Raw genomic sequence first — 25,262 nt, 5'->3', positions numbered from 1 at the left:
TTTGACCACAGTTCCCAGTGCCCCGATGAAGCTCCAGCCCGACAAATCCGACGCCCAGACCCTCACCGCACACGGCCCCGGCTGGGTCGCGATCAACAACGAAAAGGTGGAGGGCAGCGTCGTCGTGGGTTCGCGTGGCGAACGCTTTGTCTGGGATTGCACGCGTTTCGACGAGCTAGGCCCCGAACATTTCGCGCAATTGGCCTCTTTGGGCGCCGAATTGGTTATTTTCGGCAGCGGAACCCGCATCCGATTTCCCCAGCCCGCATGGCTGCAGCCCCTGATGGCGCAACGCACCGGCGTGGAGACCATGGACACCCCGGCGGCCTGCCGAACCTACAACATCCTGGCCGGCGAAGGCCGGCACGTGATCGCCGCCCTGCTCGTCGAGAGCCCGGCGGGTGGCTGAGGGAGGGGTTTTCGAGGTAAAATACCGGGTTGCGAACCGGCCAGCTACCCAGAGTTAGCAACGACCAATCCTCCGTTCATCGAGCAAGCCCGAAAAAGGCTGAGAGGGCTCGGAGAACGGAATCTAACGGAGAAAACAAGTTTCATGGCGATCGTTGTCAACAAACCCATTCCTGAATTCGACGCCAACGCCACGGGCGGCCTGAAGGTCTCGAATACCTCGCACCTCGGCCACGTGCTGGTCATGTATTTTTACCCGAAAGATAACACTCCGGGTTGCACGACCGAAGCGATGCAGTTTCGCGATCACTACAAAGACTTCGAAAAAGCAGGCGCCACCGTCTTCGGCGTGTCGCGCGACAACATGAAGTCGCACGACGAATTCAAGGCCAAGCTCGAACTCCCGTTCGAACTGATTGCCGACACCGAAGAAAAAATGTGCCACATGTTCGGCGTGGTCAAGAACAAGATCATGTACGGCAAGAAGGTCAAGGGCATCGAGCGCAGCACCTTCCTGATCGGCGCCGACGGCATCCTGAAGGCCGAATGGCGCGGACTCAAGGTCCCGGGCCATGTCGAAGACGTGCTCAAGGCTGTCAAGGCGCTCAAGAAGGCGGCCTGATCGCGCTGCAGGGCACCGGGCGTGCGCTTTTGCGTCAAGTCGTGGGAATTGCCCCACGCGGTACGCAAAGAGCCTCCGGTGCGTCTTTCGCGGTGTGCATAATGGCTTCATGCCGTTGAGCTCCACGACCGCATCCACCGAACGAAGCCGCCTGGGTTTACAGGCGGCTTTTTCGTTTTCCGGTTCCCCCCTTTTCTTGCGAGCGACCTGACCCATGCCATTGCCTCCCGCCCCCACGAAACGCGCCGCATTGCTCTCGCCGGATGCGATCGATGCACCCGCCCGCTCCTCGCACAGAAGCTCGCGCCGCTCCGGCGACGCGCGCGACGACGCTCCCGCCAAGAGCGGGCCGCAGCCGCTGGAGCTGTTCGACAACCTCGGCACCGAAGGCGGCGGCGATGCGCCGGCCGCGCGTCCGGCACGCCGATCGAAAACGAAGGCTGCGCCCGCCCCGGCGCCCACGTCGGCACCGGTGAGCGCACCGCAGCAGCAACCACAGCCCGCAATGGTGCAGGTCGAGACGCGCGTGCCCACGCCGCCGCCCGCAGCCGTCGCACCTGTCGCGTCGCTCCATAGCCCGGCGCGCCCCAAGCGCAAGTCGACCGGCCCGGCCAAGCTGTTCGTGCTCGACACGAACGTGCTGCTGCACGACCCGATGTGCTTGTTCCGCTTCGAGGAGCACGACATCTTCCTGCCGATGATCGTGCTGGAAGAGCTCGACGGCCACAAGAAGGGTACGACCGAAGTCGCCCGCAACGGCCGCCAGACCAGCCGCACGCTCGATGCGTTGGCCGGCGCACAGGACGCCGACATCGACAAGGGCCTGAAGCTCGACACCACCGGCCATCGCGAGGCCGGCGGCCGTCTGTTCTTCCAGACCGCGCCGCTCGACTATTCGCTGCCGGTCAGCCTGCCCCAAGGCAAGGCCGACAACCAGATCCTGGGCGTGGTCCAGGCCCTGCGCGACGAATACGCGAAAGACCGCCCGGGAAAGGCGAAGCAGGAAGTGGTGCTGGTGTCCAAGGACATCAACATGCGCGTCAAGGCGCGTGCCCTGGGCCTGGCCACCGACGACTACCAGAACGACAAGACGCTGGAAGACGGCGACCTGCTCTACGCCGGCTCGCTGGCGCTCCCACCCGACTTCTGGACCCGCCAGAGCAAGACCGTCGAAAGCTGGCAGAGCGGCAGCAACACGTTCTACCGGATCAGCGGTCCGATCGTGCCCAACCTGTACATCAACCAGTTCGTCTTCTTCGAGGCGCCCGGCGAGCCGAGCATGTACGCGCGCGTCACCGAGATCCGCGACAAGACCGCGGTGCTCAAGACGCTCAAGGACTACAGCTCGGGCAAGAACGCCGTGTGGGGCGTGAACACGCGCAACCGCGAGCAGAACTTCGCGATGAACCTGCTGATGGACCCGGAGATCGACTTCGTCACGCTGACCGGCACCGCCGGCACCGGCAAGACCCTGATGGCGCTGGCCTCGGGCCTCACGCAGGTGCTGGACGACCGCCGCTACACCGAGATCATCATGACCCGCGCCACGGTGAGCGTCGGCGAAGACATCGGCTTCCTGCCCGGCACCGAGGAAGAAAAGATGGGCCCCTGGATGGGCGCGCTCGACGACAACCTCGAGTTCCTGGCCAAGGGCGATGGCGGCGGCGCCGGCGAGTGGGGCCGCGCAGCCACCAACGAGTTGATCCGCAGCCGCATCAAGGTCAAGAGCATGAACTTCATGCGCGGGCGCACCTTCCTGAACAAGTACGTGATCATCGACGAGGCGCAGAACTTGACGCCCAAGCAGATGAAGACGCTGATCACCCGCGCCGGCCCCGGCACGAAGATCATCTGCATGGGCAACCTCGCGCAGATCGACACGCCCTACCTCACCGAAGGCTCGTCGGGCCTGACCTTCGCGGTCGACAAGTTCAAGGGCTGGCCGCACGGCGGGCACATCACGCTGGCGCGCGGCGAACGCTCGCGGCTGGCGGATTTCGCAAGCGACGTGCTGTAAATCCATCGGCTCCGGCCGATCGAAGCCCGCGCATGCTCCCGGAGCATCGCGGGCTTTTTTTCGTCCGTCATGACAGGCTACTGACAAGACGTTGTCAGGAGGCGGCTCGCACCATGCAGGCTCCTTCCAACGCAACAACGAACGAAAGCGAGCACCTCATGACAACCACCGCCATCACCTGGTTCGAGATTCCCGTCGCCGATCTGGACCGCGCCCAGGCCTTCTACGAAACCGTGCTCGCGCGCAAGCTGCGCCGCGAGGACTTCGGCGGCAACCCCTTGGTCGTGTTCCCCTACGACGAACCCGCCACCGGCGGCGCGCTGAAGCCCGGCGCCAACACCAGCGCGCAGGCCGGCAGCGGCATCCGCGTCTACCTCGACTGCACCGGCATCGATGCCGTGCTCTCGCGCGTCGAGGCGGCCGGCGGACAGATCGTGGCACCCAAGTCGGCGCTGCCACCGGGCATGGGCTTCATCGCCCACCTGCGCGACACCGAAGGGAACGAAGTCGGCCTGCACGCCCCGGCCTGAGACCATGGCACAACGCAACTGGATTGCGGTCGCCAGCGCCGAGCATGCCCGGCGCGGGCGGGACCACCGGCCGCTCGGGTTCATGCAGCTGGGCCACGGCAAGCTGGCGCCGCTCAAGCGCGTGGCAGTGGGCGACCGCGTGGCCTACTATTCGCCGGCCACGGTGTTCGGCGGCACGGACAAGCTGCAAAGCTTCGTGTCGCTCGGCATCGTCCAGCCCGGCGATCCCTACGAGTTCGACATGGGCAACGGCTTCGTCCCGTGGCGTCGCGACGTGGCCTACGTCGCCGCACACGAGGCGCCCATCGCCCCGCTGATCGAACGCCTCGCCTTCATCGAAACCCCGAAGCAATGGGGCTACAAATTCCGCTTCGGCCTGTTCGACATCACTGACATCGACATGAAACTGATCGCACAGACGATGAAGGCCGAACCGAAGGCGCTTCTGTTTTGAGCGCCTTCGCCCTCCTCATCCGACACCTCCGGAGAAAAACCTCATGGACCCCATCCGCCAACACCACGACGCCTTCCGGGTCTCAGGCCTCACCGCACGCACCACCAACCGCGAAGAGATCGACCCCGCCACCGCGCGCATCGGCGCGCTGTGGAACCGCTTCTTCGGCGAGCAGACCTACGACTCGACGCCGCACCGCACCGGCGACACGCGCATCTTCAGCGTCTACTCCGCCTACGAATCGGACGCGCACGGCGCCTTCGACGTGACGGCCGGCGTGGCCGTCTCGGAGGGCGCGGACAGCGTCGCCATCGAAACGGGCGACTACCTCGTGTTCACCGGCCGCGGCGACATGCCGCAGATGGTGATCGCCACCTGGCAGCGCATCTGGCAGTATTTCGAGGCGCACCCGGAAATCGTTCGCCGCTACCGCAGCGATTTCGAAGCCTACGAGGGGCCGGACGCAGTGGCGATCTACATCGGAGTCTCATGAGCACACGCAAGGGCTGGCGCGACAGGCTGGCCGGCTACCCGAACCTGCCGAACGTGAAGGCCATTCCCCCGGCCATGCGCGCGCGGCATGGAGAGGGCACCATCGCCACGCCCTCGCCCGCCGAAGTCGAGGAGGCCATGCGCGGCGTGCCCGAAGGCCGACTCGCGACGGTGCTTGGCATCGGCGAAGAAATCGCGGCACGGCACCAGGCCACCATCGGCTGCACCGTGACCACGGCCATCTTCGCCCACATGGTGGCGCACGCCACCGAGGAAGCGATGACCGGAGACAGCCGCACGCCGCGCACGCCCTACTGGCGCACGCTCAAGATCGGCGGCGAGCTCAACCCCAACTACCCAGGCGGCATCGAGGCCCAGATGTCACGGCTCGAAGCCGAAGGCCACACGGTAGTCCAGCGCGGCAAGCGCTACTTTGTCGAGGACTTCGCCAGGAACCTCGTCGGTACGCGTTGATGCGCCGCGCCGACCGCCTCTTCCAGCTCGTGCAGCTCATCCGCGGCCGCCGGCTCACCACGGCCGCTTTTCTGGCGCAGCGCCTGGAGGTGTCGGAGCGCACGGTGTACCGCGACGTGGCCGACCTGCAGCACCAGGGTGTGCCCATCGAAGGCGAGGCCGGCGTCGGCTACCGGCTGGGCGCGGGCTTCGAGTTGCCGCCGTTGATGTTCACGCAAGACGAAGCGTCGGCACTCGTGGCCGCCGCACGCATGACCCAGAGCTGGGTCGATCCGGCAATGGCACGCAACATCGAGACAGGCTTGGGAAAGATTTTGTCGGTGCTGCCGCCGGCGGCTCGCGTCTCGGCCGAGGCGCTGGCGCTGTATGCGCCCGCGCTCGGCCTCGACGACGCCTTGCGCACCCGGCTGCAGACGCTGCGCGAGGCCGTGCAGGCCCACCAGAAACTGCGGCTGCATTACCGCGACGTCTCGGGCGATGCCAGCGAGCGCACGGTGCGGCCGCTGGGCTGCTTCTATTGGGGCAAGGTCTGGACGCTCTCGACATGGTGCGAGCTGCGCAACGATTTCCGCGGCTTCCGGGTCGATCGCATGGAGGCAGTGGACGTGCTCGCCGTCCGTTTCCAAGATGAGCCGGGCAAGACGCTGGCCGACCTGCTGCGGCAGGTGAAGGCCGAGGCGGCGCGGCACAAGGAGTGGGAGCAGAAGCCGCCGGCCTCGACGCCCGAACCCGGCAGCGACGTCGGCTGACGGCCTGCCGCGCGGCCGGTCAGTAGTCGTCGTTGTTGCTGTAGCCGACCAAGTTCTCGAACTTGGTGATCGGCTTCAGGAAGGCCAGCTTGACCGTGCCGGTCGGGCCGTTCCGGTGCTTGCTGATGATCACCTCGGCCACGCCCGGCTCCTTCGACTCCTTGTTGTAGTAGTCGTCGCGGTAGATGAACATGATGATGTCCGCGTCCTGCTCGATGGCGCCGGATTCGCGCAAGTCGCTCATCATGGGGCGCTTGTCGGTACGCGCTTCCACGCCGCGGCTGAGCTGCGACAGCGCGATCACCGGGCACTTCAGTTCCTTGGCCAGCATCTTCAGGCCGCGCGAAATTTCGCCCACGGCCGTGGCGCGGTTCTCGTCGCCCGAGGTGCTGGTCGACATGAGCTGCAGGTAGTCGACCACGATCAGGCCGAGGCGCCCGTACTGGCGCGCCAGCCGGCGCGCATTGGCGCGCAGCTCGCTGGACGAAAGACCCGGCGTCTCGTCGATGTGCAGCGACACCGTGCGCAGCTTCTCGATGGCTTCGGTCAGGCGCGGCCACTCTTCGTCGCTGAGCTTGCCGGTGCGCAGGTGGCCCTGGTCGATGCGGCCGATGGAACCCACGATACGCACCGCCAGCTGGGCGGCGCCCATTTCCATCGAGAACACAGCGACCGGCAGCCCCTCTTCGAGCGCCACGTGCTCGGCGATGTTGATCGCGAGCGAGGTCTTGCCCATCGACGGACGCGCGGCCAGCACGATCATGTCGCCCGGCTGCAGGCCCGAGGTCATCTTGTCGAAATCGTGAAAGCCCGTGCGCACGCCCGTGATGTCGTTCGGGTTCTCGGCCATCTCGGTCACGCGGTCGAGCAGCTCGACCACCAGGGCATCCATGCTCTGGAAGCCCTGCTTCATCCGCGTGCCTTCTTCGCCGATGTTGAAGATCTTCTGCTCGGCTTCGTCCAGGATCTTGTCGACCGCCTTGCCCTGCGGATTGAAGGCGTTGGTTGCGATCTCGTCGGCGGCAGACACGAGCTTGCGCAGGATGGAGCGCTCGCGCACGATCTCGGCGTACCGCCGGATGTTGCTCGCGCTCGGCACGTACTGCGCGAGCGAGTTCAGGTAGACCAGCCCGCCGATGTCGTCGGCCTTGCCGAGGTTCTGCAGCTGCTCGAAGACCGTGATCACGTCGGCCGGCTTGCTGGCATTGATCAGCCCGCCGATGGCCGCGTAGATCAGCTTGTGCTCATGGCGGTAGAAGTCGCCGTCGACCAGCAGGTCGCCCATGCGGTCCCAGGCGCCGTTGTCCAGCAGCAAGCCCCCCAGCACACTGGATTCGGCCTCGATGGAATGAGGCGGAATGCGCAATTGCGCGATCTGGCGGTCGGCCGACGAATCATTGTCGGCATAGGAGAAAACGGCGGACATGGACTTCCCTTGCAACCCTGCATGCTAAGCCGCGCGGGGCGCGGCGTGTGTGGACAAGGTTGTTGATAAACAGTGAACTTCCGGTGCGCCGAGGTGGACAACTTGGACAACTCGCGCGCAGAAAAGAAAAAGCCGCCCGAAGGCGGCTTTCTTGCGTCAGCGCACGGGGCGCTGCAAACGATCAGGCGGTTTCGCCGTAGACCGTGACGGTGATCTCGACGACCACGTCGGTGTGCAGCGAGACGCTCACGGTGTTGTCGCCAACAACCTTGATCGGGCCGTTGGGCAGACGCACTTGCGACTTCGCAACCTTGTAGCCTTGCTTGTTCAGCTCTTCGGCGATGTCGCCGTTGGTGACCGAACCGAACAGACGGCCGTCCACGCCAGCCTTTTGGGTCAGCTTGACGGTCGAGCCGGCGAGCTTTTCGCCCTGGGCTTGCGACTCGGCCAGCTTGGCGGCCGCAGCCTTTTCGAGTTCGACGCGCTTGGCTTCGAATTCGGCCTTGTTGGCAGTGGTGGCGCGACGGGCGCGGCCCGAGGGGATCAGGAAGTTGCGTGCGTAGCCGTCCTTGACCTTGACGATGTCGCCCAGGCCGCCGACGTTCAGAACCTTGTCCAGAAGAATGATTTGCATGGTGTGTACTCCTTCTTAGACGCGGTGCTGGTCGCTGTACGGCACCATGGCCAGGAAGCGCGCGCGCTTGATGGCGGTGTTCAGCTGACGTTGGTAGATCGCGCGCGTGCCGGTCAGGCGTGCGGGGATGATCTTGCCGTTTTCGCTGATGAAGTCACGCAGCGTGTCGATGTCCTTGTAGTCGATTTCTTCGACGCCAGCGACGGTGAAACGGCAGAAGCGCTTGCGCTTGAACAGCAGCGACTGGGTGTTGCGCTTCGGGCGCTTGTCTTTGTTGAATTTCTTGAACGTGGCCATTGGGGGACCTCTTGTCGAAAATTAATCTTGCTGAAAATCCTGGATGTGCAGGACCGGATGCTTGCCGTTGCCCGGTGTCGCGAGAAACCCCTGGAATCGCCAGAGACTTCCCATCGACTGCGCTGCGAGCCGCTCGGCGATGGCGCCGAACGCAACGGCTTTAAGGGCCGTTTTCACCTGCCGGGGCTTCCCTGCCTCCTGGAGCGTCGACTCATGGTCGAGCTTCAGATCGAGGGCGGGAAGGCCGGCTGGCGTGTATCGCAGGGTTCCGAGTTCGGCGACAGAGGCGGTCAGCAGAAGCTGGTTGACCCCGGTCGCCGCAGCGGCAGCCGTCACGCCATCAGTTGTTGTTGGCGGCGTATTCGGCCTGCTGGGCCTTGCGGGCCTCTTCGCGCTCGACCGTCTTCATCATCGACGAAGGACCGGTGTCGGCCTTCTTCTTATGAACGGTCAGGTGACGCAGCACGGCATCGTTGAACTTGAACGCGTGTTCCAGTTCACCCATCACGGCTTGTTCAGCTTCGATGTTGACGCACAGGTAGTGGGCCTTGTTGAGCTTGTTGATCTGGTAAGCCAGCTGACGGCGGCCCCAGTCTTCAACGCGGTGGACCTTGCCGCCGCCGGCCGTGATCAGGCCCTTGTAACGCTCCAGCATGGCCGGAACTTGTTCGCTCTGATCCGGGTGGATGAGCAAGATGATTTCGTAGTGACGCATGGCACTCCTTGTGGATTCTTCCGTGGAAGAGGAAAAGCCATCCGCAGCGTCGGGCGCGGTATGGCAAGGCAAAGCCGGCGATTATAGCCCTGTCTTGCGAGATCCGGCAAGGCGCCTCAGTCGTTGAGGGCCTTGTCGAGGGCCGCGGCCTTCTCCGGGCCCACGGCGGCGCGGATCTTGGGCGCCAGCGCCAGGAGGTCTTCGTAGCTTGTCGTGCCCTCGACTTGGAGGTTGAGCCGGAAGCCCATCAGGCCCAGGCTGCCGGTCAGTTGGGTGGCGATGGGGTACGCGTCCTTGTAGCGCTGCTGCCGGCTGCGGCCGGAAGACGCGGCAGCTGCCGGGGCTGCCGGAACTGGAGGCGCGGCAGCCGGCTGGCCGGCCAAGGGCGCCAGCAAGTCCAGCGCGATCATCTGTTCGATCTCCTCGCGTCCGATGCCCAGGCCCGAGCCGAGCACGTCGTCGATCGAGCGCTTGCCGTCGAACTGGATGAAGGCCGAGCGCTGACGCGGCGTCAACGGCACCGAGCGGTCCTTGAGGACCTGCTGTCCGGCTTCCGTCTTGACAAGAATCATGGGGGTCTCCGGCGAAGTGCTGACACGGGCCCGGGCGGGCCTGTGCCGCCTCAGGCGGGCAGCCGCGATACGGCGCCTGCGAATGTCACGAGTCTGACACCGGAAACGCACTTTGTTTCATTTGCACGGGGCAAGCACGGGGGAATCCCCCATGGGGATTTCCGCCATTCGCCGCGTTGCATCGCACGGCCGGGCATGCCCGGTCGCGCGCTGGCTCAGCCTCTCTGGGCCAGCTGTTGCCAGGTGTCGATCACGCTGTCCGGGTTCAGCGAGATCGATTCGATGCCCTGCTCCGCCAGCCACAGTGCGAAGTCCGGGTGATCGCTGGGGCCCTGGCCGCAGATGCCGACGTACTTGCCTTCGGCCTTGCAGGCCTTGATGACGCGGCTCAGCAGTGCCTTGATGGCCGGGTCGCGCTCGTCGAAGTCGGCCGCCAGCAGCTCGAGGCCGGAGTCGCGGTCCAGGCCCAGCGTGAGCTGGGTCAGGTCGTTCGAACCGATCGAGAAACCGTCGAAGAACTTCAGGAACTCTTCCGGCAGCACGGCATTGCTCGGCACCTCGCACATCATGATCAGCTTGAGCGAGTTTTCACCGCGCTTCAGGCCGTGCTCGCCCAGCAGCGTGGTCACGCGCTCGGCCTGGCCCAGCGTGCGCACGAAGGGCACCATGATCTGCACGTTGGTCAGGCCCATGTCGTTGCGCACGCGCTTGAGCGCCTCGCACTCCATGGCAAAGGCCTCGCCGAAGTCGGCGCTCAGGTAGCGCGCGGCACCGCGGAAGCCCAGCATCGGGTTTTCTTCTTCGGGCTCGTAGCGGCTGCCGCCGATCAGCTTGCGGTACTCGTTCGACTTGAAGTCCGACAGGCGCACGATGACGGGCTTGGGCCAGAAGGCCGCGGCGATGGTCGCGACGCCTTCGGTCACCTTGTCGACGTAGAACGCGCGCGGCGACGCATGGCCGCGGGCCACCGACTCGACGGCCTTCTTCAGGTCGTTGTCGACGTTCGGGTAGTCGAGGATCGCCTTCGGGTGCACGCCGATGTTGTTGTTGATGATGAACTCCAGGCGGGCCAGGCCCACGCCGTGGTTCGGCAGCTGCGCGAAGTCGAAGGCGAGCTGAGGGTTGCCCACGTTCATCATGATCTTCAGATCGATCTCGGGCATCACGCCGCGCTGCACTTCGGTCACTTCGGTCTCGAGCAGGCCGTCGTAGATGAAGCCGGTGTCGCCTTCGGCGCAGCTCACGGTGACGAGCGTGCCGTCCTTCAGCAGGTCGGTGGCGTCGCCGCAGCCGACCACGGCCGGAATGCCGAGTTCGCGCGCAATGATGGCCGCGTGGCAGGTGCGCCCGCCGCGGTTGGTGACGATGGCGGCGGCGCGCTTCATCACCGGCTCCCAGTTGGGGTCGGTCATGTCGGTGACGAGCACGTCGCCGGCCTGCACCTGGTCCATTTCGCTGATGTTGTGCACGATGCGCACGGCACCGGTGCCGATCTTCTGGCCGATGGCACGGCCTTCGGCCAGCACGGCGCCTTTGCCCAGCAGCTTGTAGCGCTGCTCGGCCTTGCCCTGCTGCTGGCTCTTCACGGTCTCGGGACGCGCCTGCAGGATGTAGAGGTGGCCGTCGGTGCCGTCCTTGCCCCACTCGATGTCCATCGGACGACCGTAGTGTTCTTCGATCACCAGCGCGTAGCGGGCCAGTTGCTCGACATCGGCGTCGCTCAGCGAGTAACGGTTGCGCTGCTCGGCCTTGACGTCGGTGGTCTTGACCAGCTTGCCGCTCGCCTTCTTCTCTTCGGGCGTGGCGAACTCCATCTGGATCAGCTTGGAGCCGAGGTTGCGGCGGATGACGGCCTTCTTGCCGGCCTTGAGGGTCGGCTTGTGCACGTAGAACTCGTCGGGATTCACCGAGCCCTGCACCACCGTCTCGCCCAGGCCGTAGCTCGAGGTGATGAACACGACCTGGTCGAAGCCCGACTCGGTGTCGATGGTGAACATCACGCCAGCGGCGCCGAGGTCGGAGCGCACCATGCGCTGCACGCCAGCCGACAGCGCGACCACGTCGTGCTCGAAGCCCTTGTGCACGCGGTAGCTGATGGCGCGGTCGTTGTAGAGGGAGGCGAACACCTCCTTCATCTTGTGCAGCACGTCGTCGATGCCGACCACGTTCAGGAAGGTTTCCTGCTGACCGGCGAACGAAGCGTCGGGCAGGTCTTCGGCGGTGGCCGACGAACGCACGGCGAACGAGGCGGACGGATTGCCGGCGCTCAGCGTGGCGAAGGCTTCGCCGATGGCTTTCTGCAGGTCGGCCGGGAACGGCTGGGCCTCGACCATGGCGCGGATTTCGGCGCCGGCCACGGCCAGGGCGCGCACGTCTTCGGTGTCCAGCGCGGCAAGGCGCTTGCTGATCTTGTCGGCCAGGCCGTCGTGCGCCAGGAACTGACGGAACGCGTGGGCCGTGGTCGCAAAACCGGTCGGCACGCGCACGCCCTGTGGCAGCTGCGAGATCATTTCGCCGAGGCTGGCGTTTTTGCCGCCAACCGACTCGACGTCGGTCATCCTCAGGTTTTCAAATGGCACGACCAGTGCGGTCGCCTCGAAAAGTGCAGACATGGGGAAGCTCCAGAAGTTGAAACCGGCGCTGCATGCAGACGGCGCAGCACGATCGTTGTCGTTGCTTTGGGTGCGGTCGCGGTGTGCATGGAAAGAATTCGAGGGGGTTGGGAAAGCGGATTCCCGATAATGGCCCGGATTGTAGGCGTGGCAGGTCGCGCGCGCCGCAGGACTCCGCCGCAAAAGCAACACCATGCATACACGCACTGTTTTCTTCGTCTCCGACGGCACCGGCATCACCGCCGAAACCTTCGGCAATGCCGTTCTGGCCCAGTTCGAGATGAAGCCGCGCCACGTGCGGCTGCCCTTCACCGACACGGTCGACAAGGCGCACCAGGCGGTGCGGCAGATCAACCACACGGCCGAAATCGAGGGCGTCCGGCCCATCGTGTTCACCACGCTGGCCAACATGGACGTGCTGGGCGTGATCGAAACCGGCTGCAAGGGCATGCTGCTCGACATGTTCGGCACCTTCGTGCGCCCGCTCGAAATCGAGCTGGCCATGAAGTCGAACCATCGCATCGGCCGCTTCAGCGATGTCAGCAAGAGCAAGGCGTACAACGACCGCATCGCGGCCATCGATTTCAGCCTGCAGCATGACGACGGCCAGAGCAACCGCGACCTCGAAGGCGCCGACCTGATCCTGGTCGGCGTGAGCCGCAGCGGCAAGACGCCGACCTCGCTCTACCTGGCGATGCAGCACGGCCTGAAGGCGGCCAACTACCCGTTGATTCCCGAAGACTTCGACCGCCGCCAGCTCCCGCCGGCGCTGAGCCCGCACCGCAAGAAGATCTTCGGCCTGACGATCCAGCCCGAGCGGCTGAGCGAGATCCGCAACGAGCGCCGGCCCAACTCGCGCTATGCCAGCCTCGAGAACTGCCGCCACGAAGTCAGCGAGGCCGAGGCCATGATGCGGCGCGCCGGCATCCGCTGGCTCTCGACGACCACCAAGTCGATCGAGGAAATCGCCACCACGATCCTGCAGGAGCTACGGCCGGAGCGGTTGATCTACTGACCCGCCCCTCCAGTTCGCACGAGAAAAAAAAGGAGGCCATCTGTTCGATGGCCCCCCTTTTTCTTTCAAAGCCCCCTGAACTCAGGCCGGCGCCGTCGTGCGGATCAGGTGGTCGAACGCGCCGAGCGCCGCCTTCGCGCCGTCGCCGGCCGCGATGATGATCTGCTTGAACGGCACCGTGGTGACGTCACCCGCCGCGAACACGCCGGGCACCGAGGTCTGGCCGCGCGCGTCGACAACGATCTCGCCGTGCTTCGTGAGCTCGACCGTGCCCTTGAGCCAGTCGGTGTTGGGCACGAGGCCGATCTGGATGAACACGCCTTCGAGTTCGACCTTCTTCAGCTCGCCCGATGCGCGGTCCTTGTAGACCAGGCCGTTGACCTTCTGGTCGCCGGTGATCTCGGTGGTCTGCGCATTGGTGAAGATGTCGACGTTCTTCAGGCTCTTGAGCTTGCGCTGCAGCACGGCATCGGCGCGCAGTTGCGTGTCGAACTCGATCAGCGTGACATGGCCGACGATGCCGGCGAGGTCGATGGCGGCTTCAACACCCGAGTTGCCGCCGCCGATGACGGCGACGCGCTTGCCCTTGAACAGCGGGCCGTCGCAGTGCGGGCAGTAGGCCACGCCCTTGTTCTTGAACTCGTGCTCCCCGGGCACGTTGATGTTGCGCCAGCGGGCACCGGTCGAGATGATGACCGTCTTGCTCTTGAGCGACGCGCCGCTTTCGAGCTGCACCTCGATGAGGTCCTTGCCCGGCACCAGCGCCTTGGCGCGCTGCAGATTCATGATGTCGACGTCGTAGTCGCGCACGTGCTCTTCGAGCGCATGGGCGAACTTCGGTCCTTCGGTTTCCTTGATCGAGATGAAGTTCTCGATGCCCAACGTGTCGAGCACCTGGCCGCCGAAGCGCTCCGAGGCGACACCCGTGCGGATGCCCTTGCGCGCGGCGTACACGGCGGCGGCGGCACCGGCCGGGCCACCGCCGACGATCAGCACGTCGAACGCGTCCTTGGCGGCGATCTTGGCGGCTTCGCGCTCGACGCCGCTGGTGTCGATCTTGGCGAGGATTTCTTCCAGGCTCATGCGGCCCTGGCCGAACTCGGTGCCGTTCAGGAACACCGTCGGCACGGCCATGATCTGGCGTTCCTTCACTTCGTCGGGGAAGGTGCCGCCTTCGATCATCGTGGTGCGAATGCGCGGGTTCTGGATGGCCATCAGGTTCAGCGCCTGGACCACGTCGGGGCAGTTGTGGCAGGTGAGCGAGACGTAGATTTCGAACTCGAAATCGCCGTCGAGCGCCTTGATCTGGTCGAGCACGGCCTGCTCGACCTTGGGGGGGTAGCCGCCGATCTGCAGCAGCGCAAGGATCAGCGACGTGAATTCATGGCCCATCGGCAGGCCGGCAAAGCGCGGGCCGTGGTTTTCGCTCGGGCGGTTGACCGAGAACGAGGGCTTGCGGTGGTTGTCGTCGCGGCTTTCGGTCAGCGTGACCAGCGGCGAGACTTCGGCAACGTCCTTCAGCAGCGACAGCATTTCGCCCGAAGCCTTGCTGTCGTCGAGCGAGGCAACGATCTCGATCGGCTGCGTGGCGCGTTCGAGGTAACTCTTCAATTGGGCTTTGGTGCTGGCGTCAAGCATGAGGGACTCACTTTCGATATCTGAAAACTATCAACTGGGGACAAAAAAGCCCGGGGCCTCGTGAGCGCCCGGGCTTTGCGCGGGGCGCTTAGATCTTGCCGACGAGGTCGAACGACGGAGCGATGGTCTTGTCGCCGTCATTCCACTTGGCCGGGCAGACTTCGTTCGGGTGCTCGGCGGTGTAGACCGCTGCCTTGAGCTTGCGCAGGGTTTCCTTGACGTCGCGGGCGATTTCGTTGGAGTGCACTTCGGCGGTCTTGATGATGCCGTCGGGGTTGATCACGAAGGTGCCGCGCAGTGCCAGGCCTTCTTCGGGGATGTGCACGCCGAACGCGTTGGTCAGCGTGTGGGTCGGGTCGCCCACCAGGGGGAACTTGGCCTTGCCGACGGCCGGCGACGTGTCGTGCCAGACCTTGTGCGAGAAGTGCGTGTCGGTGGTCACGATGTAGACCTCGGCACCCAGCTTCTGGAACTCGGGGTAGTGGTCGGCCGCGTCTTCGACTTCGGTCGGGCAGTTGAAGGTGAAGGCCGCCGGCATGAAGATCAGCACAGACCACTTGCCCTTGAGCGTCTCGTCGGACACATCGATGAACTTGCCATTGAGGTAAGCCTGGGTCTTGAAGGGTTGGACTGCGGTGTTGATCAGGGACATGTGATTCCTTGGATGCTGCGGTTGGAAAGAAAAGTGCGAGCCATGAGTATAACTACCAATATATTGTTTTTGATAGATATCAACTATTGAAAGTATTGGAACCCGCTATGTTTGCGATCGCGCCGCGCATCGCCTTGCGCCAGGTCAATACGAACGTGTATCACCATCACACGCATGCAGACCGGCGCAGCATGGGTTTGCTTGCAAGTGCGTGTTCTCCCCTCGGACAATCACCGCTTTCAGAACAAGGAAAATAATCATGAAGGGCGACCCCAAAGTCATCGAACACCTGCAGGCGCAGCTCAAGAACGAGCTGACTGCGATCAACCAGTACTTCCTCCACTACCGCATGCTCAAGCACTGGGGCCTGGACAAGCTGGCGAAGAAAGAATACGAAGAATCCATCGGCGAGATGAAGCACGCCGACAAGCTCATGGACCGCATCTTCATGCTCGACGGCCTGCCCAACCTGCAGGACCTGGGCAAGCTGAACATCGGCGAAGACGTGCCCGAACTGCTGCGTTGCGACCTCGGCGCCGAAACCGGGGCGCAAGCGACCATCAAGGACGGCATCGCGCATTGCGAATCGGTGCGCGACTATGTCTCGCGCGACCTGCTGCAAGAGATCCTGGACGACACCGAGGAGCACATCGACTTCCTCGAGACGCAGATCGACCTGATCGACCGCGTCGGCCTGCAGAACTACCTGCAGTCGCAGATGGGCGAGCTCGAGTAAGCACAACGCAACGCCGCCACGGCATTGCAAACAAACGGGGCCTCGGCCCCGTTTTTTATTGCTCTTTACTTAACTTTATCCCCACTGAATAGCAGTCATTCTCATTCGCGCGAATACAATTCGCGCTTTCGATGACTGCCCCCGCCCGTTCCGACAACCGCCGCCGCGCCTATTGGCTCAAGACCCTCCACGAGTGGCATTGGGTCAGTTCTGCCATCTGTCTCGTCGGGATGATCCTGTTCAGCGTCACGGGCTTCACGCTCAACCACGCGGGCCAGATCGAGGCCAAGCCGGTCGTCACCACGCACAACGGCACCGTCGACGACGCGCTGCGCGCCCGCCTCGAACAGCAACTGCCGGCCGCCAAGGCTCAACAAGGCAAGGCCCCGCTGCCCGCCGAACTGCAAGCCTGGCTGCGCAAGCAGTGGGACATCGACACCGCCGGCCGCGAGGCCGAGTGGTCCGACGACGAAATCTACCTCTCGCTCCCCCGCCCCGGCGGCGACGCCTGGCTGCGCCTGAGCCTGCCCGAGGGCGAGGTCGAATACGAGCGCACCGACCGCGGCTGGCTCTCCTATTTCAACGACCTGCACAAGGGCCGCAACACCGGCACCGCCTGGAGCTGGTTCATCGACATCTTCGCGGCCGCCACGCTGGTCTTCTCGGTCACCGGGCTGTTCATTCTCAAGATGCATGCGGGCAACCGCCCCTTCACCTGGCCCATGGTGGGCATGGGGTTGGTGGTGCCCGTGCTGCTCGCGCTGCTGTTCATTCACTGACCGATCCGATAGCTGGACCGGTCGGCACGTTGTTTTTGTTGATTCAGGAAAAGAGGTTTCCCGTGCACCTTCGCTACTCGCTCGCACCGATCGCCATGTCGGCGCTGTTCGCGGCCCCGGCCCTTGCCGCCGGCCTGTCGGTCAACATCGAGATTCCCCGACTCAATGTGTCGGAGTACCACCGCCCCTACGTGGCGACCTGGATCGAGCGCGCCGACAGCACGATGGCCGGCACGCTGGCCGTCTGGTACGACGTGCGCACCAAGACCAACAACCCCGAGGGCGAAGGCACCAAGTGGCTCAAGGACATGCGCCAGTGGTGGCGCCGCGGCGGCCGTGAACTGGCGGTGCCGGTCGACGGCATCACCGGCGCCTCCAAGCCCGCGGGCAAGCACCAGCTGAGCTTCACCGAAGGCTCGGGCGCTATGCCCAAGCTCGCCCCCGGCGCCTACAAGCTGGTGGTGGAAGCCGCCCGTGAAGTCGGCGGCCGCGAGGTCGTGACCATCCCGTTCCAGTGGCCGCCCACCGCCGCCGCGCAACCGGTTGCAGCCGGCAAGGAAGAGCTCGGCGAAATTAAGCTCGAACTCAAGCCCTGACTTCCGACCGATCCGCCCCCTTCGCCCGCTCTCTCATTCCAAGGACCCCCATGACCCGCTTCACCCTGCGCGCCGCCGGCCTCGCCCTCGCCCTTTCGGCCGTTGCTTCCGTGACTCAGGCGCACAACGCCTGGCTGCTGCCCTCGACCACCGTGCTGTCGAAGGCCGACACCGTGAGCGTCGACGCGGCCGTGTCGAACGACCTGTTTGTCGCCAACCACGCGCCGTTGCGCCTGGAGGGCCTGCAGATCACCGCTCCCGACGGCAGCGTGGTCAAGCCTGAATCCGAAGCCAAGCTCAAGCTGCGCAACGTGTTCGACGTGAACGTGGCACAGGCGGGCACCTACCGCATCGCGGTGGTCAACAACGGCGCGTTCGCCGCCTGGAAGGACAAGGCCACGGGCCAGAACAAGCGCGCCCGCGGCACGGCCGAAACCATCGCCAAGGAAATCCCGGCCGACGCGCAAGAGGTGACGATCACGCAATCGGCCGGCCGCATCGAGACCTTCGTGACCGTCGGCAAGCCCTCGGCGCTCAAGCCCATCGGCCAGGGCCTGGAACTGATCTCCACCGGCAGCCCGACCGACCTCGTCAAGGGCGAGAAGGCGACCTTCACGCTGCACCTGGACGGCAAGCCCGCCAAGGACCTCGAAGTGACCGTTACCGCCGGCAACACCCAGTACCGCGACAAGCTCGACGAGGTCAAGCTCAAGACCGACGACAAGGGCCAGTTCAGCGTGACCTGGCCGAACGCCGGCATGTACTGGCTCGACGCCAGCACCAAGGACAGCAAGACCACCGTGCCGCAAGCCAAGGAACGCCGCCTGAGCTACGCGGCCACCCTGGAAGTGATGCCCTGATCCTCCCGTTCCCTTGAGTCTTTCGTTCAGCACCTGGCGCGCGGGCGGCTACGCCAACGCGGCCGTCCCCCGTCGCGCCGATCCCGCCAGCCTTCAGCAGCTCGGCGGGCAGACGATGGGCACGACCTGGTCGCTGCGCTTCGACAACCCGCAGATGCTGCCGCTCGCGCAGGTGCGCGAGGCGGTCGAAGCCGCGCACGCGCGCGTGATCGCGCAGATGAGCCATTGGGAGCCGGACTCCCTCATCAGTCGCTTCAACACCGCGCCCGCCGGTTCGCGCCATGCGCTGCCGGCGGAGTTTGCGCAGGTGATGCAGTGCGCGCTCACGTGGGCGCAGGCCAGCGGCGGCGCGATCGATCCGACGGTCGGCGCATTGGTGGCGAGCTGGGGCTTCGGCCCCGCAGCGTCGCAGGACAACGCCCTGCCGGCGCCCGACGCGCTGGCCGCAATTCACTCGCACGTCGGCTGGCAACGGCTGACATTCGATGCCTCCAACCACACACTGCTGCAACCCGGCGGCGTGCAGCTTGACCTCTCAGGCATCGCCAAGGGTTTCGCGGTGGACCACGGCGTCGACGCGCTGCGCGCACTCGGCCTCAGCGACCTGCTGTTCGAAATCGGCGGCGAGCTGCGCGGCATCGGCCGGCGGCCCGGCGGCGTGCCGTGGCAGGTGCAGGTCGACACCGAGATGCCGACCCCGCAACGCATCGCGCTGGCCGACATGGCAGTGGCGACCTCGGGCGACCGCTGGCACCGGCGCGCGCTCGAAGGCCGCAGCTGGTCGCACACCATCGATCCGCGCGACGGCGAACCGGTGGCGCACGCGCTGGCCAGCGTCACGGTGCTGCATCCGCAATGCATGCAGGCGGACGCGCTCGCCACCGTGCTGACCGTGCTCGGACCCGACGAGGGCCTGGCCTTTGCGCAGCCGCGCGACATCGCGGCCCTGTTCATTTCCCGCGCCGACGACGGATCGGTCTCCGAGCGCGCCACGCGGGCGTGGCAGGCGCAGGCCGGCGCATGACAGAGACCTTGTGGCGTGCGCTGGGCGCCAGCGCGACGGTCGCGGCCTATGCCGCGCTGTGCCTGGGCATCTATGCGCGCCAGCGGCGGCTGCATGCCATGGCCGCCCGCGAAGCCGCAGTGCTGTCAGCCGGTGACGGCGAGCAGGCGTCGCCCACCCTCGTGCTGTTCGCCAGCCAGACCGGTCAGGCCGAAACCATCGCGTGGCAGACCGCGCGGCGACTGCGCGCAGCCGGCACCGCGGTGCGCGTGATGGCGCTCAACGCGCTTGACAGCGCCACGCTCGCCTCGGCCCGACGTGCCCTCTTCGTGGCCAGCACTTACGGCGAGGGCGATGCACCCGACGGCGCCAGCGTGTTCGCCGAACGCGTGATGGGCGCGCCGTTGGCGCTGCCTTCGCTGCGCTACGCCGTGCTCGCGCTGGGCGATCGCCAGTACGCCCACTTCTGCGGCTTCGGGCGCGCGCTCGACGCGTGGCTTCACACGTCCGGCGCCGTGCGCGACTTCGACGCCATCGAGGTCGACAACAGCGACCCCGTCGCGCTCGCCGATTGGCAGTCCCGCTGGGGCGATGCACCCGAGGACATCGACGACGCCCCGGCGAGCTTTGCGCCCTGGCGGCTCACGCGGCGCGAACTGCTCAACGCCGGCAGCACGGGCGGCCCCGTCTTTCACCTCGGCCTGACGCCGCAAGCCGGCGCCCTGCCGCACTGGGCGTCGGGCGACCTCGTGCAGGTCGCCGTCGCGAGCGATCCGGCACGGCCGCGCGATTACTCGATCGCCTCCCTACCCGCCGACGGCGAGTTGCAACTGCTCGTGCGGCAGGAGCAGCACCCCGACGGCTCGATGGGCGCTGCGTCGGGCCTGCTCACCTCGACGCTCTCGGTCGGCGACAGCGTCGCGCTGCGCTTGCGGGCGCACCGCGGCTTCAGGCTCGAGGGCAATGAGAACCGCCCGCTGATCCTGATCGGCAACGGCACCGGCCTGGCCGGCTTGCGCGCCCACCTGCGCACACGCGCCGCCGCCGGGCGAAAAGACAACTGGCTGGTGTTCGGCGAGCGCCAGTCCGCGCACGACTTCCTCTGCCGCGAGGAGATCGAGGCCTGGCAGGCCGACGGCACGCTCGCCCGGCTCGACATGGTGTTCTCGCGCGATCAGGCCGAGCGCTTCTACGTGCAGCATCGCCTGCTGCAGGTGGCCGACACGCTGCAGGCCTGGCTGCGCGACGGCGCCGCCGTCTATGTCTGCGGCAGCCTGCAGGGCATGGCGTCGGGCGTCGATGCCGCGCTGCGGCAGATCGCCGGCGACGACCTCTGGGCCGAGCTGTCGGCCAGCGGGCGCTACCGCCGCGACGTCTACTGAACAGCTCGCGCGGCGGGCTCAGTTGCGTCCCGGCAACGGGTGGCGAGAAACTTTTGGCTTAAAAGTTCACTTTTTAGCACCTTGGTATTGAGAAGCAATATCATTTGCATCGATTTGCAAAAACCCTCGCAAATCAGCTCACCCAGCCAGTCTTGCCGCCCTTTTCTCCCCTGAGAGTGCGCCGCCCGGACCCAGCCAGTCGAGCCCTGCCCGCCCGCCCTTTCTGGAGAAAACAACATGGCCTACATCAAGAGCCGCAAACACGCCGTCGCCCGCGCAGTTCCTCACCTGTCGGGTGCCGCCGCAGCCACGCTGCTGGCCCTCGCAGCCCCCGCCGCCTTTGCCCAGACCGGGCGCGCACTGCCTGAAGTCCGCGTGCAGGATTCGACGGCCGCCGACTACAAGACCGACACCTCGGCCAACCCGAAGTTCACGGCCCCGCTGGTGAACACGCCGCAGACGATCCAGGTGATCAAGGAACAGATCATTCGCGAACAGGGCGCGACCACGCTGACCGAAGCGCTGCGCAACACCGCCGGCGTCGGCACCTTCTTCCTGGGCGAGAACGGCAACACGAACACCGGCGACGCCGTGTTCATGCGCGGCTTCGACAGCTCCAGCAGCATCTTCGTGGACGGCATCCGCGACCTGGGCTCGGTCTCGCGCGACATGTTCAACATCGAGCAAGTTGAAGTGGTGAAGGGCCCGTCGGGCACCGACGTGGGCCGCGCCTCGCCCACCGGCTACATCAACCTCGTGACCAAGAAGCCGAAGCTCGAAGACAGCTTCCTGGGCTCGCTCGGTTTCGGCAGCGCCGACTACAAGCGCGGCAGCATCGACTGGAACAAGTCGCTCAGCAGCGCCAACGGCATCGGCGCGGCCTTCCGCCTGAATGCAGCAATGGAAGACGGCGGCGTGCCCGGCCGCGACTTCGTGAAGAACAAGCGCACCGCCATTGCACCGTCGATCGCACTCGGCCTGAACTCGCCCACGCGCTTCTACTTCGACTACCTGCACGTCGACCAGGACAACGTGCCTGACGGCGGCGTGCCGACCATCGGCCTGCCCAGCTATTCAAACCCCGATCCGGTCGCCCTCGGCGCACGTCGCCGCAGCTTCCTGAACTACGCGGCACCGGTCGATCCGAAGAACTTCTACGGCACCGCATACGACTTCAACAAGGTGACGGCCGACATGTTCACCGCGCGCGTGGAGCACGACTTCACGCCCGACGTGACGCTGCGCAACACGACCCGCTACGGCAAGACGAAGCAGGACTACATGCTGACGTCGTTCATGCTCGCGGGCCTTGCAGCAACCGGCCGGCCGCCGGCAGCCGGCGCCGCCTTCCTGGACACGCCGATTCCGGGCCTGCCCGCGTCGTGGACGGTCACACGCAACTCGCCGACCAACAAGAACCAGGAAAACACGATCTTCGTCAACCAGACGAACGTGACCGCCAAGTTCAACACCGGCAGCCTGAGCCACTCGCTCAGCGCGGGCGTCGAGCTGATCCGTGAAGAGCAATCGAGCCTGGGCTACTTCAGCCCCGGTGCGACGTTCAACGGCAAGGTCGTGCAGAACGGCGCCTGGCCGGTGGCCAACCTCTACGCGCCGAACCCGTACGTGAACGGCTACAACCGCATGCTCAGCGGCGCCGACAGCAAGGGCGTGACCAACACGGTCGGCCTCTACGCCTTCGACACCGTCAAGCTCAACGAGCAGTGGCAGATCACCGGTGGCCTGCGCTTCGACCACTACAACACCTCGTTCCAGAGCGCGACGCTGTCGACCGCAACGACCAACCCCGGCCTGCCGGTCGGCACGCTGGTGCCCTCGTCGCTCAAGCTGTCGGACAACCTGTTCACGGGCAAGATCGGCGTGGTCTACAAGCCCGCGAAGAACGGCAGCATCTATGCGGCCTACGGCACCTCGGCCCAGCCCCCGGGCGGCGCGAACTTCTCGCTGTCGGCTGCCGGCACGGGCAACAGCGCGGCGCGCACCGACTTCCTGCCGCAGAAGGCCAAGACTTTTGAAGTCGGCACGAAGTGGGACGTGCTGGACGACAAGCTGTCGCTGACCGGCGCGGTCTACCGCACCGACGTGACCAACGAAGTGGTGCAAGACCCGACCAACACCGCGCTGTACTACCAGAGCGGCAAGAAGCGCGTGCAGGGCATCGAGCTGGGCGTGGCAGGCACCATCACGGAACGCTGGGGCATGAGCGCCGGCTTCACGACGATGGACACCAAGGTGCAGAGCGGCCCCAACGTCACCGCCGACGGCACCAACGTGCTGACCTACACGCCGAAGAACTCGTTCACGGCCTGGACCACCTACCAGTTTCCGTTCGGCCTGACGGTCGGCGGCGGCGCGCGCTACAACGGCAAGCTGCACCGCGGCACCGACGGCGCGGTGGGCACGCCTGCGTACATCGATTCTTACTGGGTGTTCGACGCCATGGCGTCGTACCGCATCAACAAGAACATCGACATCCAGCTGAACATCGCCAACCTGTTCGACAAGCAGTACGCGGCAGCCATCAACAAGAGCGGCTACCGCTACACGCCGGGCACGCCTCGCTCGGCCAAGATCACCGCGAACTTCGCGTTCTGATCCCGACGACCGCGTCGCCTCTGTGCCGGCCCCTGCGGCAGGCGCAGTGCGACACTCAAGCCCCGGCCTGCGCCGGGGCTTTTTTCTTGTGGAGTTCACCGAAATGATGCTGCATGTGCCCGACGTGCTGAGCCCAGACCAGGTGCGCGAGATGCGCGCCGCGCTCGACGCCACCCAATGGGTCGACGGCCGCGAAACCGTGGGTGACCAGGGCGCGCAGGTGAAGCGCAACCGCCAGTTGCCGGAGTCTTCGCCCGTCTCGCGCGAACTCGGCGCGACCATCCTGGCCGCGCTCTCGCGCCACGCGCTGTTCTTCTCGGCAGCACTGCCTGCGCGTTTCGTGCCGCCACTGTTCAACCGCTACGAAGGCGGCGAACACTACGGTGTGCATGTCGACGGCTCGGTTCGCGCGGTGCCGGGCAGCAGCCAGCAGCTGCGCACCGACCTGTCGTGCACCCTCTTCCTGAGCGACCCGGACGATTACGACGGCGGCGAGTTGGAAGTGATCGACACCTACGGCTCGCACGAGGTCAAGCTGCCAGCCGGCGACCTGATCCTTTACCCGGCAAGCAGCCTGCACCGCGTGCACCCGGTCACGCGCGGGGCGCGGGTGTGCTCGTTCTTCTGGCTGCAGAGCATGGTGCGCAGCGACGCGCAGCGCGGGATGCTGTTCGAACTCGACCAGACCATCCAGAAACTGCGCGCCCGCCTGGGCGAATGCGAGGAAACCGTGGCGCTCACCGGCCACTATCACAACCTCTTGCGGCTCTGGGCCGAGGTGTAACACCGGCTTGCAAACTCCGACCGCATGTCAGTCATAGTTATTGCAAATGCGATGGATTCTTATTTATAATGAGTCACATCCAACAGCCAGCCAACTGCCGCTTTCACCACCATGATCGTTTGCGTCTGCCGCCGAGTCTCTGACCGTGAAATCGCACGTCATGTGCGAGCCGGGATGACGTTCGACGAAGTCCAGTTCGAACTCGGCGTGGCCACCCAGTGTGGTCAGTGTGAAGGTTGTGCCCGCGACATCGTGGCGCAGTGCAGCGTCTCTCACCCGGTCGCCGCACTCCACTGCGAATCGGCGCCGAGAGCGATCCAGCTTGCCAACTCCATCAAGGAAAGCAAAGCATGGAACTCGTCTCGGCTCTCGGCGGCAGCCTGATCCTCGTCGCCGGCTCTGTCTGGTGGATTTTTCGCAAGTAGCGTCTCTGTAGCGGTTTTGCTGCAATCGGGGCACGATTTGTAGTGCCCGCATTCGAATGGTTGATCGTGTCTGACCGCTTTGCCCCCCCTCCCTCTTTCCTTGGCCTGTCGCGCACTGTCGTCATCGCCGGCGGTGTGATCCTGTTTCACGGCGCCGCGCTGTGGGCGCTGCAAAGCGGCCTGCTGCGCCGGGCCGCCGAAGTGGTGATTCCCGTCGAGATCCTGAGCCAGTTCGTCGAACCGCCGAAACCCAAGGCCGATCCGCCCCCCCCGCCTCCTCCGCCGCCGCAACCCAAGGTGAACAAGGCGCCGCCGCCGCCGCGCCCGCAGGCCATTCGCGAGCCCAAGCCGACGCCTGCGCCGAGCGCGCCCGTCGGCACCACGGAGCCGCCGCCCCCGGCCGCGCCACCGGCACCGCCCGCGCCGCCAGCCCCTCCCGCACCGCCGCCGGCACCTCCGGCGCCGCCCGCCGTGCAGCTGCCGTCGAGCAATGCCGACTACCTGCAGAACCCGAAAGCGGTCTACCCCGCCATGAGCAAGCGGCTCGGCGAGCAGGGCAAGGTGATCGTGCGCGTGCTCGTGGGCGCCGACGGCCTGCCCAAGAGCGCCGAGGTCAAGAAATCCAGCGGCTTCGATCGCCTCGACGAGGCCGCCGTGGAATACATCATGAAATGCCGGTTCGTGCCCGGCAAGGTCAACGGCGTGGTGCAGGCCATGTCTTACGACGCCCCCGTCAACTACGTCCTGAACTAATTTTTCTCTGGAGCAACTTCG

Annotated in this window: 28 protein-coding genes; 19 read left to right on the top strand and 9 right to left on the bottom strand. The window is 65.5% G+C overall.

What is annotated here, in order from left to right; genetic code table 11:
• The first annotated feature begins 25 nt into the window (after positions 1-25).
• From CY658_RS22200 to CY658_RS22165, 8 genes are all read left to right on the top strand, one after another.
• Positions 26-409, top strand: coding sequence for an Mth938-like domain-containing protein (locus tag CY658_RS22200; protein ID WP_101492241.1), 384 nt, complete (start codon positions 26-28; stop codon positions 407-409).
• 144 nt (positions 410-553) lie between these two features.
• Positions 554-1,030 (top strand): peroxiredoxin, encoded by a 477-nt coding sequence (locus CY658_RS22195; RefSeq protein ID WP_056583127.1) that lies wholly within the window; start codon positions 554-556, stop codon positions 1,028-1,030.
• 214 nt (positions 1,031-1,244) lie between these two features.
• Entirely contained in the window at positions 1,245-3,047 is a 1,803-nt protein-coding gene (locus CY658_RS22190; RefSeq protein ID WP_101492240.1) for a PhoH family protein, read from the top strand.
• Positions 3,048-3,205: 158 nt separating this feature from the next.
• Complete coding sequence (locus CY658_RS22185) at positions 3,206-3,577, top strand: VOC family protein (RefSeq protein ID WP_101492239.1); 372 nt, start codon at positions 3,206-3,208, stop codon at positions 3,575-3,577.
• A 4-nt stretch (positions 3,578-3,581) separates the two neighbouring features.
• Entirely contained in the window at positions 3,582-4,031 is a 450-nt protein-coding gene (locus CY658_RS22180; RefSeq protein WP_101492238.1) for an EVE domain-containing protein, read from the top strand.
• 43 nt (positions 4,032-4,074) lie between these two features.
• A complete protein-coding gene (locus CY658_RS22175) occupies positions 4,075-4,524 on the top strand; it encodes a GyrI-like domain-containing protein (RefSeq protein WP_101492237.1) in 450 nt (149 codons plus the stop codon).
• On the top strand, positions 4,521-4,997 hold the full coding sequence (locus CY658_RS22170) for an MGMT family protein (protein WP_101492236.1): 477 nt from the start codon (positions 4,521-4,523) through the stop codon (positions 4,995-4,997). Before CY658_RS22175 ends, CY658_RS22170 begins: the two co-directional genes overlap by 4 nt.
• Positions 4,997-5,746, top strand: a complete 750-nt coding sequence (locus CY658_RS22165) for a helix-turn-helix transcriptional regulator (protein WP_101492235.1) — start codon at positions 4,997-4,999, stop codon at positions 5,744-5,746. The genes CY658_RS22170 and CY658_RS22165 overlap by 1 nt, the downstream gene beginning before the upstream one ends.
• 19 nt (positions 5,747-5,765) lie before the next feature.
• On the opposite strand, the gene dnaB is transcribed toward CY658_RS22165, so the two are convergent.
• The 7 genes from dnaB to ppsA all read right to left on the bottom strand — a co-directional run bounded on the left by dnaB (position 5,766) and on the right by ppsA (position 12,002).
• The gene (dnaB, locus tag CY658_RS22160) at positions 5,766-7,172 is read right to left on the bottom strand and encodes a replicative DNA helicase (protein WP_101492234.1); all 1,407 of its coding nucleotides are present in this window, start codon (positions 7,170-7,172) and stop codon (positions 5,766-5,768) included.
• Positions 7,173-7,353: 181 nt separating this feature from the next.
• Complete coding sequence (gene rplI, locus CY658_RS22155; protein WP_101492233.1) at positions 7,354-7,806, bottom strand: 50S ribosomal protein L9; 453 nt, start codon at positions 7,804-7,806, stop codon at positions 7,354-7,356.
• A 15-nt stretch (positions 7,807-7,821) separates the two neighbouring features.
• Positions 7,822-8,103, bottom strand: a complete 282-nt coding sequence (gene rpsR / locus CY658_RS22150) for a 30S ribosomal protein S18 (RefSeq protein WP_007830781.1) — start codon at positions 8,101-8,103, stop codon at positions 7,822-7,824.
• A gap of 21 nt (positions 8,104-8,124) precedes the next feature.
• A complete protein-coding gene (gene priB, locus CY658_RS22145; RefSeq protein ID WP_062473014.1) occupies positions 8,125-8,439 on the bottom strand; it encodes a primosomal replication protein N in 315 nt (104 codons plus the stop codon).
• 4 nt (positions 8,440-8,443) lie between these two features.
• The gene (gene rpsF, locus CY658_RS22140; protein WP_101492232.1) at positions 8,444-8,818 is read right to left on the bottom strand and encodes a 30S ribosomal protein S6; all 375 of its coding nucleotides are present in this window, start codon (positions 8,816-8,818) and stop codon (positions 8,444-8,446) included.
• Between the two features lie 116 nt (positions 8,819-8,934).
• Entirely contained in the window at positions 8,935-9,390 is a 456-nt protein-coding gene (locus CY658_RS22135; RefSeq protein WP_101492231.1) for a hypothetical protein, read from the bottom strand.
• 215 nt (positions 9,391-9,605) lie between these two features.
• Positions 9,606-12,002, bottom strand: a complete 2,397-nt coding sequence (gene ppsA, locus CY658_RS22130) for a phosphoenolpyruvate synthase (protein WP_101492230.1) — start codon at positions 12,000-12,002, stop codon at positions 9,606-9,608.
• 193 nt (positions 12,003-12,195) lie between these two features.
• Between ppsA and ppsR the strand changes: the two genes are divergently transcribed.
• Positions 12,196-13,017, top strand: a complete 822-nt coding sequence (ppsR, locus tag CY658_RS22125) for a posphoenolpyruvate synthetase regulatory kinase/phosphorylase PpsR (protein WP_056583104.1) — start codon at positions 12,196-12,198, stop codon at positions 13,015-13,017.
• A gap of 81 nt (positions 13,018-13,098) precedes the next feature.
• Here the strand turns inward: ppsR and ahpF are convergent, their stop codons facing one another.
• Both ahpF and ahpC read right to left on the bottom strand, forming a co-directional pair.
• Entirely contained in the window at positions 13,099-14,655 is a 1,557-nt protein-coding gene (gene ahpF, locus CY658_RS22120) for an alkyl hydroperoxide reductase subunit F (protein WP_101492229.1), read from the bottom strand.
• 88 nt (positions 14,656-14,743) lie between these two features.
• Positions 14,744-15,307: an alkyl hydroperoxide reductase subunit C gene (gene ahpC, locus CY658_RS22115; protein ID WP_062473036.1), complete on the bottom strand. Its 564-nt coding sequence runs from the start codon at positions 15,305-15,307 to the stop codon at positions 14,744-14,746.
• 259 nt (positions 15,308-15,566) lie between these two features.
• Between ahpC and bfr the strand changes: the two genes are divergently transcribed.
• From bfr to CY658_RS22065, 10 genes are all read left to right on the top strand, one after another.
• Positions 15,567-16,043, top strand: coding sequence for a bacterioferritin (bfr, locus tag CY658_RS22110; RefSeq protein ID WP_056583098.1), 477 nt, complete (start codon positions 15,567-15,569; stop codon positions 16,041-16,043).
• Positions 16,044-16,174: 131 nt separating this feature from the next.
• Positions 16,175-16,822, top strand: coding sequence for a PepSY-associated TM helix domain-containing protein (locus tag CY658_RS22105; RefSeq protein ID WP_062473039.1), 648 nt, complete (start codon positions 16,175-16,177; stop codon positions 16,820-16,822).
• A 62-nt stretch (positions 16,823-16,884) separates the two neighbouring features.
• The gene (locus tag CY658_RS22100) at positions 16,885-17,418 is read left to right on the top strand and encodes a DUF2271 domain-containing protein (protein WP_101492228.1); all 534 of its coding nucleotides are present in this window, start codon (positions 16,885-16,887) and stop codon (positions 17,416-17,418) included.
• Positions 17,419-17,468: 50 nt separating this feature from the next.
• The gene (locus tag CY658_RS22095) at positions 17,469-18,278 is read left to right on the top strand and encodes a DUF4198 domain-containing protein (RefSeq protein ID WP_101492227.1); all 810 of its coding nucleotides are present in this window, start codon (positions 17,469-17,471) and stop codon (positions 18,276-18,278) included.
• Positions 18,279-18,291: 13 nt separating this feature from the next.
• Complete coding sequence (locus CY658_RS22090) at positions 18,292-19,302, top strand: FAD:protein FMN transferase (protein WP_101492226.1); 1,011 nt, start codon at positions 18,292-18,294, stop codon at positions 19,300-19,302.
• A complete protein-coding gene (locus CY658_RS22085; RefSeq protein WP_101492225.1) occupies positions 19,299-20,663 on the top strand; it encodes a sulfite reductase subunit alpha in 1,365 nt (454 codons plus the stop codon). Before CY658_RS22090 ends, CY658_RS22085 begins: the two co-directional genes overlap by 4 nt.
• A 237-nt stretch (positions 20,664-20,900) precedes the next feature.
• A complete protein-coding gene (locus CY658_RS22080) occupies positions 20,901-23,279 on the top strand; it encodes a catecholate siderophore receptor Fiu (protein WP_101492224.1) in 2,379 nt (792 codons plus the stop codon).
• 103 nt (positions 23,280-23,382) lie between these two features.
• On the top strand, positions 23,383-24,063 hold the full coding sequence (locus CY658_RS22075; RefSeq protein WP_101492223.1) for a Fe2+-dependent dioxygenase: 681 nt from the start codon (positions 23,383-23,385) through the stop codon (positions 24,061-24,063).
• A gap of 111 nt (positions 24,064-24,174) precedes the next feature.
• A complete protein-coding gene (locus tag CY658_RS22070; protein WP_101492222.1) occupies positions 24,175-24,447 on the top strand; it encodes a (2Fe-2S)-binding protein in 273 nt (90 codons plus the stop codon).
• Positions 24,448-24,551: 104 nt separating this feature from the next.
• The gene (locus tag CY658_RS22065) at positions 24,552-25,241 is read left to right on the top strand and encodes an energy transducer TonB (protein ID WP_374221128.1); all 690 of its coding nucleotides are present in this window, start codon (positions 24,552-24,554) and stop codon (positions 25,239-25,241) included.
• The last annotated feature ends 21 nt before the right edge of the window (positions 25,242-25,262 follow it).

It is taken from the genome of Variovorax sp. RO1 (assembly GCF_002849325.1).
Lineage (GTDB): Bacteria > Pseudomonadota > Gammaproteobacteria > Burkholderiales > Burkholderiaceae_C > Variovorax.
This window is presented reverse-complemented; position numbering and strand designations above follow the sequence as displayed.

Bases quoted from the DNA above. Each gene is read 5' to 3' on its own strand.
- CY658_RS22200 (WP_101492241.1), top strand. From the start codon at position 26: ATGAAGCTCCAGCCCGACAAATCCGACGCCCAGACCCTCACCGCACAC.
- CY658_RS22195 (WP_056583127.1), top strand. From the start codon at position 554: ATGGCGATCGTTGTCAACAAACCCATTCCTGAATTCGACGCCAACGCC.
- CY658_RS22190 (WP_101492240.1), top strand. From the start codon at position 1,245: ATGCCATTGCCTCCCGCCCCCACGAAACGCGCCGCATTGCTCTCGCCG.
- CY658_RS22185 (WP_101492239.1), top strand. From the start codon at position 3,206: ATGACAACCACCGCCATCACCTGGTTCGAGATTCCCGTCGCCGATCTG.
- CY658_RS22180 (WP_101492238.1), top strand. From the start codon at position 3,582: ATGGCACAACGCAACTGGATTGCGGTCGCCAGCGCCGAGCATGCCCGG.
- CY658_RS22175 (WP_101492237.1), top strand. From the start codon at position 4,075: ATGGACCCCATCCGCCAACACCACGACGCCTTCCGGGTCTCAGGCCTC.
- CY658_RS22170 (WP_101492236.1), top strand. From the start codon at position 4,521: ATGAGCACACGCAAGGGCTGGCGCGACAGGCTGGCCGGCTACCCGAAC.
- CY658_RS22165 (WP_101492235.1), top strand. From the start codon at position 4,997: ATGCGCCGCGCCGACCGCCTCTTCCAGCTCGTGCAGCTCATCCGCGGC.
- dnaB (WP_101492234.1), bottom strand. From the start codon at position 7,172: ATGTCCGCCGTTTTCTCCTATGCCGACAATGATTCGTCGGCCGACCGC.
- rplI (WP_101492233.1), bottom strand. From the start codon at position 7,806: ATGCAAATCATTCTTCTGGACAAGGTTCTGAACGTCGGCGGCCTGGGC.
- rpsR (WP_007830781.1), bottom strand. From the start codon at position 8,103: ATGGCCACGTTCAAGAAATTCAACAAAGACAAGCGCCCGAAGCGCAAC.
- rpsF (WP_101492232.1), bottom strand. From the start codon at position 8,818: ATGCGTCACTACGAAATCATCTTGCTCATCCACCCGGATCAGAGCGAA.
- CY658_RS22135 (WP_101492231.1), bottom strand. From the start codon at position 9,390: ATGATTCTTGTCAAGACGGAAGCCGGACAGCAGGTCCTCAAGGACCGC.
- ppsA (WP_101492230.1), bottom strand. From the start codon at position 12,002: ATGTCTGCACTTTTCGAGGCGACCGCACTGGTCGTGCCATTTGAAAAC.
- ppsR (WP_056583104.1), top strand. From the start codon at position 12,196: ATGCATACACGCACTGTTTTCTTCGTCTCCGACGGCACCGGCATCACC.
- ahpF (WP_101492229.1), bottom strand. From the start codon at position 14,655: ATGCTTGACGCCAGCACCAAAGCCCAATTGAAGAGTTACCTCGAACGC.
- ahpC (WP_062473036.1), bottom strand. From the start codon at position 15,307: ATGTCCCTGATCAACACCGCAGTCCAACCCTTCAAGACCCAGGCTTAC.
- bfr (WP_056583098.1), top strand. From the start codon at position 15,567: ATGAAGGGCGACCCCAAAGTCATCGAACACCTGCAGGCGCAGCTCAAG.
- CY658_RS22105 (WP_062473039.1), top strand. From the start codon at position 16,175: ATGACTGCCCCCGCCCGTTCCGACAACCGCCGCCGCGCCTATTGGCTC.
- CY658_RS22095 (WP_101492227.1), top strand. From the start codon at position 17,469: ATGACCCGCTTCACCCTGCGCGCCGCCGGCCTCGCCCTCGCCCTTTCG.
- CY658_RS22085 (WP_101492225.1), top strand. From the start codon at position 19,299: ATGACAGAGACCTTGTGGCGTGCGCTGGGCGCCAGCGCGACGGTCGCG.
- CY658_RS22080 (WP_101492224.1), top strand. From the start codon at position 20,901: ATGGCCTACATCAAGAGCCGCAAACACGCCGTCGCCCGCGCAGTTCCT.
- CY658_RS22075 (WP_101492223.1), top strand. From the start codon at position 23,383: ATGATGCTGCATGTGCCCGACGTGCTGAGCCCAGACCAGGTGCGCGAG.
- CY658_RS22070 (WP_101492222.1), top strand. From the start codon at position 24,175: ATGATCGTTTGCGTCTGCCGCCGAGTCTCTGACCGTGAAATCGCACGT.